This is a genomic window from Clostridium facile, assembly GCF_014297275.1.
Lineage (GTDB): Bacteria > Bacillota > Clostridia > Oscillospirales > Ruminococcaceae > Massilioclostridium > Massilioclostridium facile.
The window spans coordinates 983,310-999,078 of sequence record NZ_JACOQK010000001.1 but is presented as its reverse complement, the minus strand read 5'-3'; the positions used below and the strand labels follow the sequence as shown (position 1 = coordinate 999,078).

The 15,769-nt window shown below is 36.7% G+C and carries 16 protein-coding genes; 10 read left to right on the top strand and 6 right to left on the bottom strand.

Annotation, left to right across the window (positions count from 1 at the left end; translation table 11 throughout):
* Positions 1-195: 195 nt before the first annotated feature.
* The 6 genes from H8Z77_RS04215 to H8Z77_RS04190 all read left to right on the top strand — a co-directional run bounded on the left by H8Z77_RS04215 (position 196) and on the right by H8Z77_RS04190 (position 7,171).
* Positions 196-4,560 carry a discoidin domain-containing protein gene (locus H8Z77_RS04215; RefSeq protein ID WP_186996275.1) on the top strand — a complete coding sequence of 1,455 codons (4,365 nt, stop codon included), beginning with the start codon at positions 196-198 and terminating at the stop codon, positions 4,558-4,560.
* Between the two features lie 357 nt (positions 4,561-4,917).
* Positions 4,918-5,214 (top strand): hypothetical protein, encoded by a 297-nt coding sequence (locus H8Z77_RS04210; protein ID WP_141720212.1) that lies wholly within the window; start codon positions 4,918-4,920, stop codon positions 5,212-5,214.
* Between the two features lie 405 nt (positions 5,215-5,619).
* Entirely contained in the window at positions 5,620-6,060 is a 441-nt protein-coding gene (locus tag H8Z77_RS04205; RefSeq protein WP_069988940.1) for a hypothetical protein, read from the top strand.
* Positions 6,061-6,236: 176 nt separating this feature from the next.
* Complete coding sequence (locus H8Z77_RS04200; RefSeq protein ID WP_186997143.1) at positions 6,237-6,446, top strand: DUF7336 domain-containing protein; 210 nt, start codon at positions 6,237-6,239, stop codon at positions 6,444-6,446.
* Between the two features lie 12 nt (positions 6,447-6,458).
* Entirely contained in the window at positions 6,459-6,680 is a 222-nt protein-coding gene (locus H8Z77_RS04195; RefSeq protein WP_186996274.1) for a DUF7336 domain-containing protein, read from the top strand.
* Positions 6,681-6,709: 29 nt separating this feature from the next.
* Entirely contained in the window at positions 6,710-7,171 is a 462-nt protein-coding gene (locus H8Z77_RS04190; protein ID WP_186996273.1) for a hypothetical protein, read from the top strand.
* A gap of 417 nt (positions 7,172-7,588) precedes the next feature.
* Here H8Z77_RS04190 and H8Z77_RS04185 read toward each other — a convergent pair whose 3' ends face one another.
* From H8Z77_RS04185 to H8Z77_RS04165, 5 genes are all read right to left on the bottom strand, one after another.
* On the bottom strand, positions 7,589-7,804 hold the full coding sequence (locus tag H8Z77_RS04185; RefSeq protein ID WP_186997142.1) for a hypothetical protein: 216 nt from the start codon (positions 7,802-7,804) through the stop codon (positions 7,589-7,591).
* A 69-nt stretch (positions 7,805-7,873) separates the two neighbouring features.
* Positions 7,874-9,073: a [FeFe] hydrogenase H-cluster maturation GTPase HydF gene (hydF, locus tag H8Z77_RS04180; RefSeq protein ID WP_186996272.1), complete on the bottom strand. Its 1,200-nt coding sequence runs from the start codon at positions 9,071-9,073 to the stop codon at positions 7,874-7,876.
* Between the two features lie 9 nt (positions 9,074-9,082).
* Complete coding sequence (gene hydG / locus H8Z77_RS04175) at positions 9,083-10,507, bottom strand: [FeFe] hydrogenase H-cluster radical SAM maturase HydG (RefSeq protein ID WP_186997102.1); 1,425 nt, start codon at positions 10,505-10,507, stop codon at positions 9,083-9,085.
* A gap of 24 nt (positions 10,508-10,531) precedes the next feature.
* Positions 10,532-11,572: a [FeFe] hydrogenase H-cluster radical SAM maturase HydE gene (gene hydE, locus H8Z77_RS04170; protein WP_436231581.1), complete on the bottom strand. Its 1,041-nt coding sequence runs from the start codon at positions 11,570-11,572 to the stop codon at positions 10,532-10,534.
* Positions 11,565-11,834 (bottom strand): TM1266 family iron-only hydrogenase system putative regulator, encoded by a 270-nt coding sequence (locus tag H8Z77_RS04165; protein WP_069988933.1) that lies wholly within the window; start codon positions 11,832-11,834, stop codon positions 11,565-11,567. Before H8Z77_RS04165 ends, hydE begins: the two co-directional genes overlap by 8 nt.
* A 428-nt stretch (positions 11,835-12,262) precedes the next feature.
* Between H8Z77_RS04165 and H8Z77_RS04160 the strand changes: the two genes are divergently transcribed.
* The 4 genes from H8Z77_RS04160 to H8Z77_RS04145 all read left to right on the top strand — a co-directional run bounded on the left by H8Z77_RS04160 (position 12,263) and on the right by H8Z77_RS04145 (position 14,418).
* On the top strand, positions 12,263-12,547 hold the full coding sequence (locus H8Z77_RS04160; RefSeq protein WP_186996270.1) for an autorepressor SdpR family transcription factor: 285 nt from the start codon (positions 12,263-12,265) through the stop codon (positions 12,545-12,547).
* Positions 12,531-13,178, top strand: coding sequence for an SdpI family protein (locus H8Z77_RS04155; protein ID WP_186996269.1), 648 nt, complete (start codon positions 12,531-12,533; stop codon positions 13,176-13,178). The genes H8Z77_RS04160 and H8Z77_RS04155 overlap by 17 nt, the downstream gene beginning before the upstream one ends.
* Before the next feature lie 190 nt (positions 13,179-13,368).
* Entirely contained in the window at positions 13,369-13,980 is a 612-nt protein-coding gene (locus H8Z77_RS04150; protein ID WP_186996268.1) for a DedA family protein, read from the top strand.
* A 15-nt stretch (positions 13,981-13,995) separates the two neighbouring features.
* Positions 13,996-14,418, top strand: coding sequence for a nuclear transport factor 2 family protein (locus H8Z77_RS04145; protein ID WP_186996267.1), 423 nt, complete (start codon positions 13,996-13,998; stop codon positions 14,416-14,418).
* Between the two features lie 318 nt (positions 14,419-14,736).
* On the opposite strand, the gene H8Z77_RS04140 is transcribed toward H8Z77_RS04145, so the two are convergent.
* Positions 14,737-15,567, bottom strand: a complete 831-nt coding sequence (locus H8Z77_RS04140; RefSeq protein WP_186996266.1) for a sialate O-acetylesterase — start codon at positions 15,565-15,567, stop codon at positions 14,737-14,739.
* Positions 15,568-15,769: the final 202 nt, after the last annotated feature.

The window sequence follows — 15,769 nt, the reverse complement described above, 5'->3', positions numbered from 1 at the left end:
GGTTTTTTTATAAGATTCAAATTTTACATTAAAATCAAAATAATGAAAAATATTAGGAAAACATTCAATGATTATCCATAAAACAGAAATTATATACCATAAAAATATTTTATTTAGTGAAATAATTCTATTGTTTTTTCTCAATAACGAAGGTATAATGAAATTATATCTTTTTTATAGGAGGAGAAAAAGACGATGAGGAAAAATTATATTTTAAGAGGAATCAGCACTATATTAGCAATGCTTTTTTTGTGTTTATACAGTATTCCTGTTGTGGCAAAAACACAAGAAAAAACTACTGGAAATCAACTGGAATTGATTGATCTTTCTAACCTGAACACAGAATCTGGTTATTTGTATGAACGTGCAAATGCAAATTACGATCGTTTAGAAAGCGACCAATATAATGTACAAAAAGCAATTGCTGGCGATCCAAGCTGGCCAGGAGATATGCAAGGACGTATTATTTTAGGTTTAGTTAGCCAGGCAAAGACATTGCACCAACGTGAACCAGTCACGTTAGAAGCAATGATGGATGAAATGGAAAAGAATTTAATCGATGGAGCATTTATGAACTCGAAATTAAATCCAGATATGGCAAATGAACAGTTGTTTTCTGGACATAGTTGGTTTTTGCGTGCGATGTGTGAGTTGTATCAATGGAATGGAGATCAACGAGCATTAAATGTTATCAATAATTTGGTACAGAAATTATTAATTGAAGGAAAACCTGCTATTGAAAGATATCCAATTGAGCATTTAAGCGGTGGCGGAGGTGTATCTGGAGAGATTATTGGCCAACAAAACGGTTGGGAATTATCTACAGATACAGGTTGCATCTTTATGATGTTAGATGGAGCTACCCATGCATATGAAGTGACACACAACCAAGAACTAAAACAGGTAATAGATGTGTTAATTCAAAAATTTATGAAAGCGGATGTAGTCGATTTAAAATTCCAAACCCATGCAACTTTATCGGCAACGAGAGGGTTGCTACGGTTTTATCAGGAAACAAATGATAAAAAATATTTAGATTATGCACTACAACGTATGAATGAATATATTACTTATGGTATGACAGAAGCATATATGAATTATAACTGGTATCAACGCCCAGAATGGACAGAGCCATGTGCAATTATAGATTCTTATCTTGTTGCTATGGAATTATTCCGCTTTACAGAGGATATTGCTTGGTTAGAGTTAGGACAAAAAATTTTATATAATGGTATTGGTGCGGCACAACGATCCAATGGAGGTTTTGGAACAGATAGCTGCGTAGGTGTTTCTAACCAAACTTTAAATTTACACGGATTTGAGGCAACACAATGTTGCACAATGCGCGGTGGAGAAGGAACGACAAAGGCAATTCGGTATCAGTATATGATAGGGCAGGATAATGCTTTGTATGCCTTACAATATGGAAATAACACGCTAAAATTTAATGGTATTACCCTACAACAAATGAGCAATTATCCAGAAGACGGAAATGTTGAGTTTTCTGTATTAGATTGTAATCAAAATACTAATTTAAATCTTTGCTTATTTGTACCATCGTTTGTTTCATCTTATCAAGTTTGTGTAGATGGTAAAACGGTAGATGCTCCAGTAGAAAATGGATTTATCCACCTCAATTTATCTGTAAAAAAAGGTACAAAAATATCATTCCAGTTTGATTTGCCTGTTGTTTTTCACAATACAAAAGAACAAAATGGACATATTTCCGGTTTGATCTATTCAAAAGGTTTTGTAGAATTGGGATGGTTCCAAAACCAACAAAATATTGCGGAACAAAATCTACCTTTTTCTGAAAGAACATTAACACCAATCTATGAACGTTTCCACTTAAATTCAACTGAAATCAGTTCTACCCCAGTACAGATAATTTCTGACCGGTTTAATATAGCTTCATCGGGAATTGGAATTTCTTCCAGTGGAAATTATACTGGCATAAATGATGGAAATCGAACAAATGGGTGGTTCTCAGAACCTCAAGAAACCTCTAACAATTCACAATGGGTAGGTATTGGTTTTGATAACATCTGCCCAATTGATATAGTTTCTATTTATCCATCCAGCAGCCAGGGATTACCACAAAGTTTTACAATAGAAGTCTCGAATAACAATAAAGATTGGGAAGTCATTCAAAATGTTTCAGGGCACAATCCTTCTTTACCATATATTTTGGAATTAGAACAGCCAAAACAACTTCAGTTTATTCGTATAACAAGCAGTGAACTTAGCCAAATGGATGATGGAAAATTCTATATGGCAGTAGGGGAGGTAGAGTTATACAGTTCCTCTTCAAAAGTTCTTTCTATTACATCAGATATGGCATCTATTTCAGATCAAATTTCTATAAATGGTAAAACTCCTGTTTCTTTGCCTTATCAACAATTAATTTTTCCAGGAGAAGAAATTCAATTGCAAATCATTCCAAATTTAAACAATGAATATACATTTTATCAATGGAATGGAGATATTCAATCGGATAAAGAAACCATCCATATCACACCACAGGAACATACAAATTTAATCGTTGAACACGCCTACAGTGGCATTGAAAATTTAGCATTAGGTGCAACAGTAACTTCTAATAACCAAATGTTAATTGACCCAGATTGGATGCCTCAAAACCTTACAGATGGAATTTATCAATATCCGAACCAAAAAGGTGCAAATGGTTTTACAAGCAATGGCTTATCCTCTCAAAATGTTGCGGAACAACCAATAGAAATTCAGTTGGATTTAGGGTCTAACCAACAATTTAATCAGATAAAGCTTTATCCAAGAACGGATTGTTTAGCTGAAGATGGTACAATTGCATCATTCCCCAAAGATTTTACAATTTCAATTAAAGGTGAGCAAGAGGAAGAATTTAAAACAATCTATACTGCAGTTGACATACAACCAGAAAAAGGTTCCCCATTTACTGTATTGTGGGACGAAATATATACAGCTCGATATATAAAAATTACAACAACAAAACTAGGAAAAGCTGTATTTGATAATCCCACTGTGTATTACCTACAATTATCTGAAATTGTACTTAATAATACGTTAAACCAAAAAGAAAACTATACACTTGCAGTAGATGGCGCTAAAGGTGTTCCAGTAAAAGTAAACAATAAACAGGTTACCTTACCGTATACAGAAGAATTTAAACAAGGTACTAAAGTAACTGTAGAACCAATTCAAGATGATTTTTATTCTTTTTCAAATTGGGAAGGAGACATTTATCAGGAAAATCCAACACAACAAATTATTATGAATACAGATCATTCTTTGCGCTTAAATGTAACACAAGGTACATTATTACCGCATTCTGAAATGACAGCTAGTGCTACTAGTGAAACAAATCCTCCAGATTTCATTAACGGTCCAGCATCTTTTGCAATTGATGATAACCCTACTACAATTTGGCATACCAACTATAAAACAAGTGGTCCAGTTTTGCCACAAAGTTTAACCTTACAGTTCCAACAGCCAGAAAATATTTTCCAAGTTGTTTATATACCACGTACTGATAAGGATAGTAAAAATGGTATTATTCAAAAATATCAGTTAGAAGGATTGTTACAGGATGGAAGTTGGGAAGTATTATCAAAAGGAAATTGGCCAGGCAATAATGATACCCAATCGATTACAATAAAACCAACAAAAGTAACAGCGATTCGTTTAACAGCGTTAGAAGCAGTAGGTGGATATGCAAGTTGTGCGGAATTAAATGTTTATGTGGATAATCGTATGGTTCCATCTGGGGACAAAACAGTTTTGAATGCTGTTATTGCTTATGCAGAAAATGCCAAAGTAAGCGGGGAATATGATAATGCCATTGAAAGCGTACAAAAATCCTTTGATACAGCACTGGAAAATGCCAAAACAGTAGCAGCAAATGAAAATGCAAGTCAAGAAGTAATTGATCAAGCATGGAAAACATTGCTGAATGAAATTCATAAATTAGGGTTTATAGCTGGGGATAAAGAAAGTTTAGCTAGTTTAATTGAAGTAGCGAAAAAAATTGACCTGAGTAAATATGTAGAAGCAGGTCAAGCAGAATTCACCGTAGCATTGGAAGCAGCCAAAGGTGTATACAATGACGGAGACGCCATGCAGGCGGAAATCAATGAAGTAGCGGATAATCTGTTAAACGCAATGTTAAACCTGAGATATAAAGCGGATAAGTCCATCTTGGAAGAAGCGGTTGCACAGGCAAATAAGATTAGTGCATCTGAATATACAGCAGAAAGTTATACAGTACTGACAGCAGCAGTAAATGAAGCAAAAATGGTACTGGAAAATGAAAACGCAAGTCAGGAAGAAGTAGACGCAGCAGTACAATCTGTGCAGGCTGCAATGGATCAGTTAGTAACAGTAGATGGAACTGTTCCAGAAGAAATGACTTCATCCACGAATGATATAGCTACTCAAACTGGACAGGAATCTACCACACCAAAAGCAAATGCAGCCAAAACAGGCGATTTTGTACCAATTGTTGGAATCGCAACATTGGCAGTTGCAGGAGTTGTACTGGTTCTCTCCCGTAAGAAAAAATAATTGCTATACCGATTGATTACCAAATGATATGGTATATTGTTAAAGCATAGATATTGGTTTAAATGTACATGGATATACTTCAACTACATGGGTAGTTGAAGTACCTGTACGAGATCCAGCATATGGTGCGGGTTATTGGCGGCATTATCATGTTATAGAGGGTGGAAGACGAATAGAAGGATATAGACTCTATGTTTCATAAAATCAATATAAATTATAATGACATAATTCAGAACGAACAAATTCTTATTGAATTCCTTTCTAAATTTTCAGATAATTTTTCGATTACTGTATTAATTCAAAAGCCATATTCTCAAAACCCTCCAATTTATAAATACTGTAATCAGATTACTCCTTATGCTACTCAATTTATTTTTGAAAAAAAAAGACTGGCCAGTCGATTTTTTAGGACAACTGAGACATCAAATAATGATAATTTGCCGTTGTTGTAAAGAAAGCCGCAAAGAACTTTTAAAAATACCAAATCTTTTTATCACATCAGACGATGATGTACCAGAAGATATTTGTTTTTATCGCAATGATAAATTATGGTTTGCAACAGTAACACATGAAAAACTATCTTTTATGCAAAATCCAACGAAACAAGATCTTGCGTTTCTGAAAGAACATAAAATTGCATTTAACAATATTTGATGAAGTAAATATATCATTATTCTTTCAGTAGAGAATCATCTAAAAGCATAAGTTTTCGGATAGATTCTCCCTTCTAGGGGTATATCGCATTATCCAATCGAAAGTAGAGAGTATGTATTATAAAAGATATTGGAGATGAGATCTAAATATAAGAAAAACTACAGCTAAAAATTTATATGAACAACTATTTATGACAGAAGTAAAGTCCAATCCTTTGAAAAACGTAGAACATTTACAAGGTAATTATTATTATTCAAGATTCAAGATAGAAAGCAACTAAAGGATGGATTAAAATGTAACAAATCTTATAACACACCAGATGACTCAAAAGTGATAATTCATTTTGTATATAATACCAGAACCGGTAAATTTGCTGATTTTAAATTAAAGTAAAGGAATTATATCATGAAAGTAAAATGTGTTACAAAAAAACATATAACCGATACTGTGCCTTGTTTTATAAAGCCATACTCTGTTCCAAAGAATATTGATTATTTTGTTACTTTCAGTTTTGGTACTGGTGTAGATGGAGGAGTAGAATATCCTTTATTTGTTGGTGCGGAATATACAGTATATGGAATAATGGTTCATGATCATATTATGTACTATTTAATATCGTATGAGGAAGCTTGTCCACCGGATTGGATACCAAGTAGTCTTTTTCAAGTATCTGACTGTTCTATTCCATATTTTTGGGTTTTCCAAAATGGATTTAAAGAGAATGACGAGATTTTATTTATCATAAGCCATTATGAAATTGCAACTGATTTTTGCCATATGTTAGGTGTATTACAGGGATATTCATCGGATGATAAAAAATTTAGAAAGGCAATGAGTGAATATTAAAATTAGTAACAAAGTACTATGCCAATTGGTATAGTACTTTGTTATTCTGGTGAATTAGCGCAAGACTTTACAAATAGAATCTTAAGTGAAAAATATTGGTAAAGGTGCAGGCTCAGAATATAGTAAAATAAAAAAATGGGCGTATAGAACTTTAGGTTTAAAATAGGAGGGGTTTCATGTTTGTATATCAATTAACGCATCAACGAAAAGTAGAGTACGATAATAAAGAACAAAAATGGATTTATTGTGGTAAAACAATAGGATACTATTCTACTAGAGAAAATGCAGAGAAAACGATAGAGAAATATAAAATAATTGAGGGTTTTATAGATTATCCGGATGATTTTGTGATTGTAGAATACGAAATGGATTTTGATTTTATATAGGAGGAAGACACTATGAAGTCAATTTTTGAATTAACACATTTTTATGAAGATGAAGATGGTTATGATATCGTAACAGATATTGCGGTATATTCTACCAGAGAAAAAGCGGAACAGGCTTTAGAAAAATTTAAAAAATACCCTAAATTTATCGATCATCCAGATGATTTTAATATTGATGAATATCGCTTGGATGAGGATAATTGGACAGAAGGATTCTTTACTTATGAATGGTAAGAATGTATATTTCTTTTTCGGAGCAAGCGATGATAACAGTTACATTTATTCATAAGGACGATATTTTATCTGGCGAAGCACAGTATATCAAAAATGAGAATTCATTTTTTTATGAGCCATGGAATGATGTAAACTTTTCCATTCTAATTAGAAATGGATATAATAGTTTGGATGTGAATTTACAAACGAAAAAAGCGCTCCAATTAACAGGACTAAATCCTCAAATGAATTGGATTAGAAAAAATCTCATCGTTCCAAAGGCTCAACCAGGGAATTTATTCATACTACCTGACCAAAATTATCAAACAGGTACTGGAATTCAGTATGCTACAAATTGGCAGACATATTTTAACCCGGATACAGGTTGGGTTTGTATCGGAAATCCAAATGATTTTTGTGAAGATAGTGCAGTCCTATTTGCAAACAATACGATTGCTATGATCGAAAATAACAATATAAATTCCATCTGGATAAAGCCTACCTTTGTTTAAAAAAGTAGATATACTGAATATTTGACAAAAAAGTACGATGCCAATTGGTATCGTACTTTTTTCATATATCCCACAGCGTATTGATTATTTTACTTGATATGCTGCAAACTACCGACAGTGTGATATTTATTTGTCTCATTGGAACGAAAAATTTAACTGGGATAGATTGCGCTTGAACGCGCTTATCGAAAATGGTTATTTGTGTAATCATTGAAAAAGAACAATGGTTTCAAATCTATTGACTTACCCTGATCAAAACAGAAATCTCAATAACAACAGCAAACATTATCCTAAAAGAAACTGTTACAAATTTGTCATCCATTTCGTTATCTCTCTACAACAATTGTGAGGATAACGAAATCTTCATTTCCATGTTATGTTCAGAGTCCTTATTACAAATATGACAAGTTCTCTCACTTAAAATTTCCTCTCTGCCATCACAAATGGCTTTTTCCCACTTCTAAATAATACATAGTCGTCACTTGTTTCATGTTTATACAAGTCGATTGAACCGTCTACATGAATGAAACAAGAAATCATTTTTTCTGTTCTTCCACAGCAACCCATCATATCTGTTTCATTATTTATTCCCTGCACAGACATTCCCTTTATCTCATTAAACTTCACTAACATATCCATTTTCCTCAATTTTAATGTTTCTATTATCGTACTGAGGAAATAATGTACAGCTATTAAGCAATCTTATTCTGGGATGGTAATATCATCTAAAATGCCTGTTAAATAAGCGATGGTAACCCCGTAGTTAGTCATAGGGATATCCTGTTTTTTGGCACGGTCAATCCGAGAAAGCACATATTTCCGGTTAAACATGCAGGCACCACACTGGATAATCAAATCATAAGGCGTTAAGTCCTGAGGGAAATCTGTCCCGCTGACCATCTGGATATCCAACCTTTGTCCAAACCGTTTACGCAGTAGATTTGGTATCTTTACCCGTCCAATATCTTCGGATAAGGGGGCATGGGTACAGCATTCCGCAATCAACACTTTAGAAGATTCGCTCAATCCGCCAATTGCTTTCGCTCCTTCTAAATAATATTGGATATCCCCTTTATGTGCGGCAAATAAAACGGAAAAAGAGGTGAGTAGAGATTTTTGGGGTTTACGTTCGTACACATACCGGAACACCTGGGAATCCGTAATTATCAGCTTCGGAGGAGATTGCAGGCTTGCCAAAGCAGCGTCCAGTTGGTCGGTGGTAACACTCATCACCAAGGCTTTTTTGTCTAACAATTCCCGGATTGTCTGTACCTGGGGTAGAATCAACCTGCCTTTTGGAGCTTGGATATCCTGCGGCATAACCAATAAAACTAAGTCACCTTGCTGTACCAAAGAACCAGTAATATCCTTTGCACCATAATCTTCTGGCAGAAGCCTTGCCAACGCAGGTTTTAACTGTTCGATCCCTTGACCTGTTTTCGCGCTGACCAAAAGAGGGGAAAGTCCGGTTTCATTTTGAATGGCTTCCACAATCCCAGCCCCATCCTGGACATCTACTTTATTTACTACAAACAGGACGGGGGTATTTTTCTTTTTAAAGTATGTATACCAGTTTAATTCACCGGATAATTCTGTATCCGAACAGACAATCACCGCTAGTTCTGTTTTTTCAGCGGCTAACTTGGTTTTTTCTACCCGAATTTCGCCCAGTTCTCCCACATCGTCAAACCCTGCGGTATCAATGATGACGCAAGCACCTAATGGGTTGATTTCCATTGCTTTGTAAACAGGGTCAGTAGTTGTTCCAGCGTAATCGGATACAATCGAAACCTCCTGACAGACAAACTGGTTAATTAAAGAAGATTTTCCACTATTCCGCTTTCCAAAAAATCCGATGTGGATCCGGTTAGCGTTGGGGGTTTGGTTTAAATTTTCTGCCATAAATCCTCCTTAGAAACGGAAATCCCTTTTTCCGCCCGCAATATCATGGATGTGCTCATAAGCGATTTTTTGTACTTTTGGATTTGGTATTTTTTTCAGTTCCTGCTCAATCAGGGCTTCCCCAATTTTTCTAGTGTCCTCGCTTGCGTAGTCCTCCAAATATTCTTTTAATGTCATCAAAGCGTTTGGATGGCAGCAGTTTAAAATCTGCCCGTTCTTACACAAACTCATAAACCGGTCGCCGGTTCTGCCTTCCCGGTAACATGCAGTACAGAAACTTGGAATATACCCCAAACGCATCAGCCAATTTACTACTTCGTCCAAAGTTCGGTTATCGCTGACATCAAACTGGGCGGAATTTTCTTCTTCTGGTTCTGGTTCACAGTAGCCGCCCACGCTGGTACGGGAAGCACCGCTGATTTGGGAAACACCCAAAGGCAGAACTTTTTCACGGACAGACTGGCTTTCTCTGGTGGAAATAATCATTCCGGTATATGGAACCGCAATACGGATTAAAGCGCAAATTTTTGCGAAAATATCATCACTAATACTGTTGTCAAACGCAGAAGGGTCAATATCATCCGCATGTTTGATCCTTGGTACGCTGATGGTGTGTGGGCCAACCCCGTGGACAGCTTCCAGATGTTCCGCGTGCATGAGCAAGCCGGCAAATTCGTACCGGTAAAGTTCTAGTCCGAACAATACCCCTAAGCCAACATCGTCAATCCCACCTTCCATCGCGCGGTCCATGGCCTCGGTGTGGTATGCGTAATTGTGTTTTGGACCTGTTGGATGAAGCTGTTCATAGCTTTCTTTATGGTAGGTTTCCTGGAATAAAATATAGGTTCCAATTCCAGCTTCTTTCAGTTTACGGTAGTTTTCCACTGTAGTTGCCGCAATGTTTACATTAACACGGCGAATCGCACCATTTTTATGCTTGATGGAATAAATGGTTTTGATACATTCCAAAATATATTCAATTGGGTTGTTCACTGGGTCTTCTCCAGCCTCAATTGCCAAACGTTTATGTCCCATATCCTGTAAAGCGGTTACTTCCTTTACAATTTCCTCTTGGGTCAGCTTTTTACGGGCAATGTGCTTGTTTTTAGCATGGTAAGGGCAGTACACACAACCATTGACACAGTAGTTAGATAAGTACAATGGGGCAAACATAACAATGCGGTTGCCATAAAAATCCAGCTTGATTTGGTGCGCTAGCTTGTACATCCGGTCAATTCGTTCTGGGTCCTCACACGCAAGCAATACAGATGCTTCTCTATGGGAAAGTCCCTTGCGAAGTTCTGCCTTGTCTAGAATCTGGTCCACTAATTTCAAGTTGTTTTTGTTTTCATCCGCATATTGTAAAGATGCCAGAATCTCCTCGTGGTTGATAAATTCTTCTGCTTTTAATGATTTTGGGTCGTAGTTGTACATCATAAACATCCTCTCATTTTTGTTCTATTCTTTTGGATAGTCCCCACGGGAGGTTACAACCTGGTAACCAATCCGCTCCATCCGTTGTTTCAGGTCAGCGAGGCTTTCCGCTGCCTCTGCCCCTGTACTGATTTTATTATTATATAATAGATATTTTTTTCGCACTGCGATAGGGGAAAGGTTTGGCATGACCACATTTGCCCCCGCCAGTATCCCCAATTCACGTCCGTTAGGGTCGATTGTCCCCAACGCGGTCGTGGCGGGAAGAAGTACTTTTGGCAACAAGAGTCGAATGATACTCAATAAATTCACCATCATTTCCAGCGTACCAGCGGGTTCATCCGCAAACGGGGTATCACAATGGGGGATAAATGGTCCGATCCCTACCATTTCCGGCTGGAACTGAACCAAAAATTCTAAATCCTCTATCAAGTTATCCAATGTTTGGAATGGGGAACCCACCATAAAGCCGCAGCCGGTTTGGAACCCAATCTGTTTTAAGTCGGATAAACATTGCATCCGGTGCTTTAAGGTTAGTTCTGAGGGATGCAGCTTGGCATAGTGCCCACTGTTGGCAGTTTCATGCCTCAATAAATAACGGTTTGCCCCAGCATCAAACAGTTTTTGGTAACTTTCACGGCTTCGTTCCCCTACAGAAAGGGTAATAGCACAATCTGGATAACGTTTCCGAATCTGTGCAACATAAAGGCACAGTTTTTCATCAGTAAAATAACCATCCTCTCCACCTTGCAATACAAAGGTTCGGAATCCCAATCGATAGCCAGTTTTACAACAGGATAAAACCTGTTTCAATGTCAAACGGTATCGTTCCGCTTTTTGGTTGCTTTTTCGGATACCGCAATAGTAACAGTCGTTTTTACAGATATTAGTAAATTCAATCAACCCACGGATATATACATCCGTTCCATAATACCGTTTCCTCACATGACGGGCAGCCTGTTTTAATACTTCCCAAGCTGGATGAGTGGGGAAAGATAGTAATTCTTTTAACCCCTCTTTTTCTGGGAATTCCCCTTTTAATAATTGGGCTACTATTTTATGAATTCGCTCCATGGCCACCTCCAATATTGGAATAAATTGTTTTTGCGCTAATCCCTTCAATCCGTCCAATTTTGCCAGACAATGCATTGATGGTATCCTGCGGAGCATCCACGGCAAGGCTGATAATATTAATATTCCTCTGGCGGTAAGGAAGTCCCATCCGACCAATGATCATATCGCCGTACTCATGAAGCAATGTATTGAGTTTCTCTACCGATTCTTGATTTTCCACAATAATGCCAATTAGCGCAATCCTTGTTTCCATAAAAAACCTCCAAAAAATAGCCATGCCTGAAAAAAGACATAGCTATCCTGTATTACTGATAATATAGAATAGTCCGTCTTTCGCCTTAACCAGCGTTTTAGCGTCAGGAAAACTATCAATATGTTATCTGAACATGGAAAGAACCACTTACCATACAGACAAAATTTATTATACTTCCAAAAGAGAAAATCTTCAAGTAGTATAATAGCCAAAAATCATACCGATATTTTGGCGGAAAGAAACGATAAAAAGGAAAACTTGACAGTTCACAAAACGTTTTACTAGCAACAAATCTGTAATAAAAAAGGGGTTATTTTTAAATGGCTCCCATATAATATAACAATTTTGGTATTGGATTGACTTTTTGATTTGATTATGATAGTATCTATTTAGAAAATTTTCTAAATAGATAGCAAGGACGTGATTGATTGGGATTTGCGGAAACCTTTAAATCTTTATCCGACCCTGTGCGGAGGCAGATATTAGTTTTACTAAAGAATGGAAAATTAACAGCAGGTGAGATTGCTAGCCAGTTTGATATGACCCATGCGACCATATCGTACCATCTTTCCCAATTAAAAAAAGCGGATTTGGTATTAGAGTCAAAATACAAAAACTTTATTTATTATGAGATGAATGTATCAGTGTTAGAAGAAATTATTTTATGGATTTCCCAGTTTAACGGAGGCGATTCAAATGAAAAAAGCGAATAAAACAATGGTAATTACTACAATCCTTTGTTTGCTACCCATTCTTCTTGGTGTACTTTTGTATCCTAAATTACCAGACCAAGTACCAGCCCAATGGGGAAGTGATGGACAGGTGAATTGGTACCAACCAAAAGCCATGGCGGTATTTGGTATGCCTGCTTTTCTTGCGATAATCAACTTAGTCGTCCATATTGGAGTGAACAATGACCCCAAACGAGCCAATGCAAGCAAAATGTTAAAAAACATTGGTTTTTGGATTTGTCCTATTATTTCGCTGATTTTTGTTCCCATTAGCCTATTTGCTTCGATGGGGATGGAAGTCCATGTTGCTTTCTGGACACCACTTTTTGTTGGTGTTTTGCTCATTATAATAGGGAATTATCTTCCCAAATGCAAACAGTCCTATACTGTCGGCATCAGGCTTCCTTGGACATTGGACAATGAAACCAACTGGAACAAAACCCATCATTTTGCAGGATACCTTTGGATCATTGGCGGTATTATCACTATAATCAGTTCATTTTTCTCTTTTTGGCCAGCAATTTTTCTTGTAATCATCCTTATTGTACTGATTCCCATTGTATACTCTTTTGTGTTATATAAGCGGGGAAATCAGATTGGAAAAATCAAATAGTGGCTAACAATAAAAAAGAAACAACACAGGTAAGTCTGGTAAGGAGCCCACCTGTGTTGTTTTTTTACATATGGCATTAGTCAAGCTCGTAAAGTTATTGTACGATAAAATGACAAACTGGTTTTCTTTTATAAAAATTCATATTTCCCTTTTTCCAATCATACAATGCCTGTGAAAGGGGAGGGACAATATGGATGGAAACGTAATTTTTGATTTGTTATCCCATTATGGCATGTTCGCTATTTTTTTGTTGATTATGATAGAATACGCTTGTTTTCCAATTTCCAGTGAAATTGTCCTTCCATTATCCGGAATGGTAGCTGCACAGCTGGGGCATAAGGTCACATTTGTTATTTTGATTTCTGTGATTGCGGGAATTTTAGGCTCCAGCTTTTGTTATTTTTTAGGAAGGATTGGCGGGAACGCTATGATGGAATGTATGTTGTGTCGGTTTCCAAAAGCAGCACGGCAATTCCAAAAAACTTGTGATTGGCAGCAAAAATACGGTAAACTTTCCGTTATGATTGCCCGGGTCATTCCGATTTTCCGCACCTATATTTCTTTTGCCGCAGGGATTACCAAACAGAATTATCTAGTTTTCGTGGTATATTCTGGTATTGGTATTTTATCTTGGAATACGATTCTGATTTCCTGCGGATATTTGTTAGGGGAAAACTTTGACGTGCTTGGGCCATACTTTAGCGCTTATTCCAAATGGGTCTTGATTTTATTAGCAGCCGTCATTACAATAGTAATTATAGTAAAAAAAATGCGAAACAAGAAAAAATGTAGTAAAATATAAAGGAAGTGTAATCCAATGGAACAACGGGAAAAAACTATCCGTCTTTGGTTTGATATGTGGCTACAAGGGAAAGACCTTGGAATAGATCGTATTTTTACCCCTAATTGTATTTATATCGAGAGCTGGGGACCAAAATACGAAAGTTTGAGTTTGATAAAACACTGGTTTGAGGAATGGAACACCCGTGGAAAAGTGTTGGTTTGGGAAATAAAGCAATTTTTCCATCAGAAAGACCAAACAGTGGTGGAGTGGTTTTTCCAGGACCAGATGAACGACGGAAGGCAGGAAAAATTTGATGGCGTTTCTATCATACATTGGTCGGAGGATGGGAAAATCAGCTCTTTAAAAGAGTTTGGTTGCCGGATTCCCCATTATAATCCATACCAAAATGGAGATCAACCGGAATTCTTCCATTGTGATATGTGGACGAATGAATGAAAAACAGCCCTGTTTATGAGTGAAGCAGGGCTGTTTTTTGTATTGATGTTTGAGTTAGTTTACAAGGAACTACACACGGACTATGGAAACGGATTGCTGACAACAAGGAGGCGCTATGACCTTTGCCGAGCCATAGCATCTCCTTGTGTCTGGGGGTTCCAAAAGGGCTTTCCCTTTGACATACACAACTTTACTTGTAAAGTGTAGTGTGTTATACGATCTGTCGGAGCTGCTACAAAAAAAGAGATTCCACAATAGCCCTAAAAAATTCCGATTTTCCACTTCGTCAAATTCCTTAATAAACTAGAATTAATGTTCCTATTTTAAAAACTTCATTACTTCGTCTATAGAACTTTTTCCTAATGTAAATTGTTCTAGCGCTCTATATCTTTTTTCAGCAATAGTGTGTTCTTTTTCACAATAAATTTTTACCATTTCTGCTTCATTATCTAATGGCCTATCCACATTCGATTTGGCTTGATACGCCTCAAAATATCTTATTCCAAATCTTCTTTGGGACTCCGCATTGATATGGATTCCATCTGGATTTGGGTTTAATTTTTCTCCCGTCACAAAATAACAATTGCTATTGTTTTCTGCATATTTATGTAATTCTTGGTTAATCAAGTCATACTCTACACTACTTTTCCCAAACCCTGACTTGCCCAAATAATCTCCCAAACCGCCAACAATAAACGGAATTTCTGAAACATCCAGTTCTTTTCTGAACGAATTAACCAGCGCATGAAGTTTCTGATAATAATTTTTATATTTTTCACTATAGCTGTCACTTTCTCCTTGATGCCATAAAATTGCAATCAATTCGCTGGTTTCCATAGCAAACTTTGCCTCACTGATTGCATGACGAAATAGAGACCCTTCCCTATTCCATTCATCAATAGAGCTGCCTCCTTCCGCACAAGGAATAAGTCCAATTTGTTCATTCTTATTGACGCTACACCATGCTTGTGCAAACGATGCTGCTGGGCCAACACCAGCAACTGATCGGTCGAAGTGGATTGGCTCAGTCATCATCTGCCATCTGCCGTTCCTAAGCATAAAAATATTTTCGTTGTAAATTGGCGTGACCTCATGCAAATATCCACGTCCTGCCATATTTGATTGCCCTATAAGTAAAACTGATTTCATTTTTAATCTCCTATCATTTTTAGTTGTTAAACTCTTTCTGTATTCTGCCTCCTCGCCCTGTGGACAAGAAGTATTCCTCGCTTTCAGCTCGGTCAATTTCGATTCGTCGCTGACTTCATTGTAGCATAGTGATGTTATAAAATCTATGTGTTTGTTGAAAATTAAGAACAGAAAAATCCTTATATTACAAGTGATTACAAGC

Bases quoted from the DNA above. Each gene is read 5' to 3' on its own strand.
- H8Z77_RS04150 (WP_186996268.1), top strand. From the start codon at position 13,369: ATGGATGGAAACGTAATTTTTGATTTGTTATCCCATTATGGCATGTTC.
- H8Z77_RS04195 (WP_186996274.1), top strand. From the start codon at position 6,459: ATGAAGTCAATTTTTGAATTAACACATTTTTATGAAGATGAAGATGGT.
- H8Z77_RS04185 (WP_186997142.1), bottom strand. From the start codon at position 7,804: ATGTTAGTGAAGTTTAATGAGATAAAGGGAATGTCTGTGCAGGGAATA.
- H8Z77_RS04205 (WP_069988940.1), top strand. From the start codon at position 5,620: ATGAAAGTAAAATGTGTTACAAAAAAACATATAACCGATACTGTGCCT.
- hydG (WP_186997102.1), bottom strand. From the start codon at position 10,507: ATGTACAACTACGACCCAAAATCATTAAAAGCAGAAGAATTTATCAAC.
- H8Z77_RS04200 (WP_186997143.1), top strand. From the start codon at position 6,237: ATGTTTGTATATCAATTAACGCATCAACGAAAAGTAGAGTACGATAAT.
- H8Z77_RS04145 (WP_186996267.1), top strand. From the start codon at position 13,996: ATGGAACAACGGGAAAAAACTATCCGTCTTTGGTTTGATATGTGGCTA.
- H8Z77_RS04210 (WP_141720212.1), top strand. From the start codon at position 4,918: ATGCTACTCAATTTATTTTTGAAAAAAAAAGACTGGCCAGTCGATTTT.
- hydF (WP_186996272.1), bottom strand. From the start codon at position 9,073: ATGGCAGAAAATTTAAACCAAACCCCCAACGCTAACCGGATCCACATC.
- H8Z77_RS04155 (WP_186996269.1), top strand. From the start codon at position 12,531: ATGAAAAAAGCGAATAAAACAATGGTAATTACTACAATCCTTTGTTTG.
- H8Z77_RS04140 (WP_186996266.1), bottom strand. From the start codon at position 15,567: ATGAAATCAGTTTTACTTATAGGGCAATCAAATATGGCAGGACGTGGA.
- H8Z77_RS04190 (WP_186996273.1), top strand. From the start codon at position 6,710: ATGATAACAGTTACATTTATTCATAAGGACGATATTTTATCTGGCGAA.
- H8Z77_RS04215 (WP_186996275.1), top strand. From the start codon at position 196: ATGAGGAAAAATTATATTTTAAGAGGAATCAGCACTATATTAGCAATG.
- H8Z77_RS04165 (WP_069988933.1), bottom strand. From the start codon at position 11,834: ATGGAAACAAGGATTGCGCTAATTGGCATTATTGTGGAAAATCAAGAA.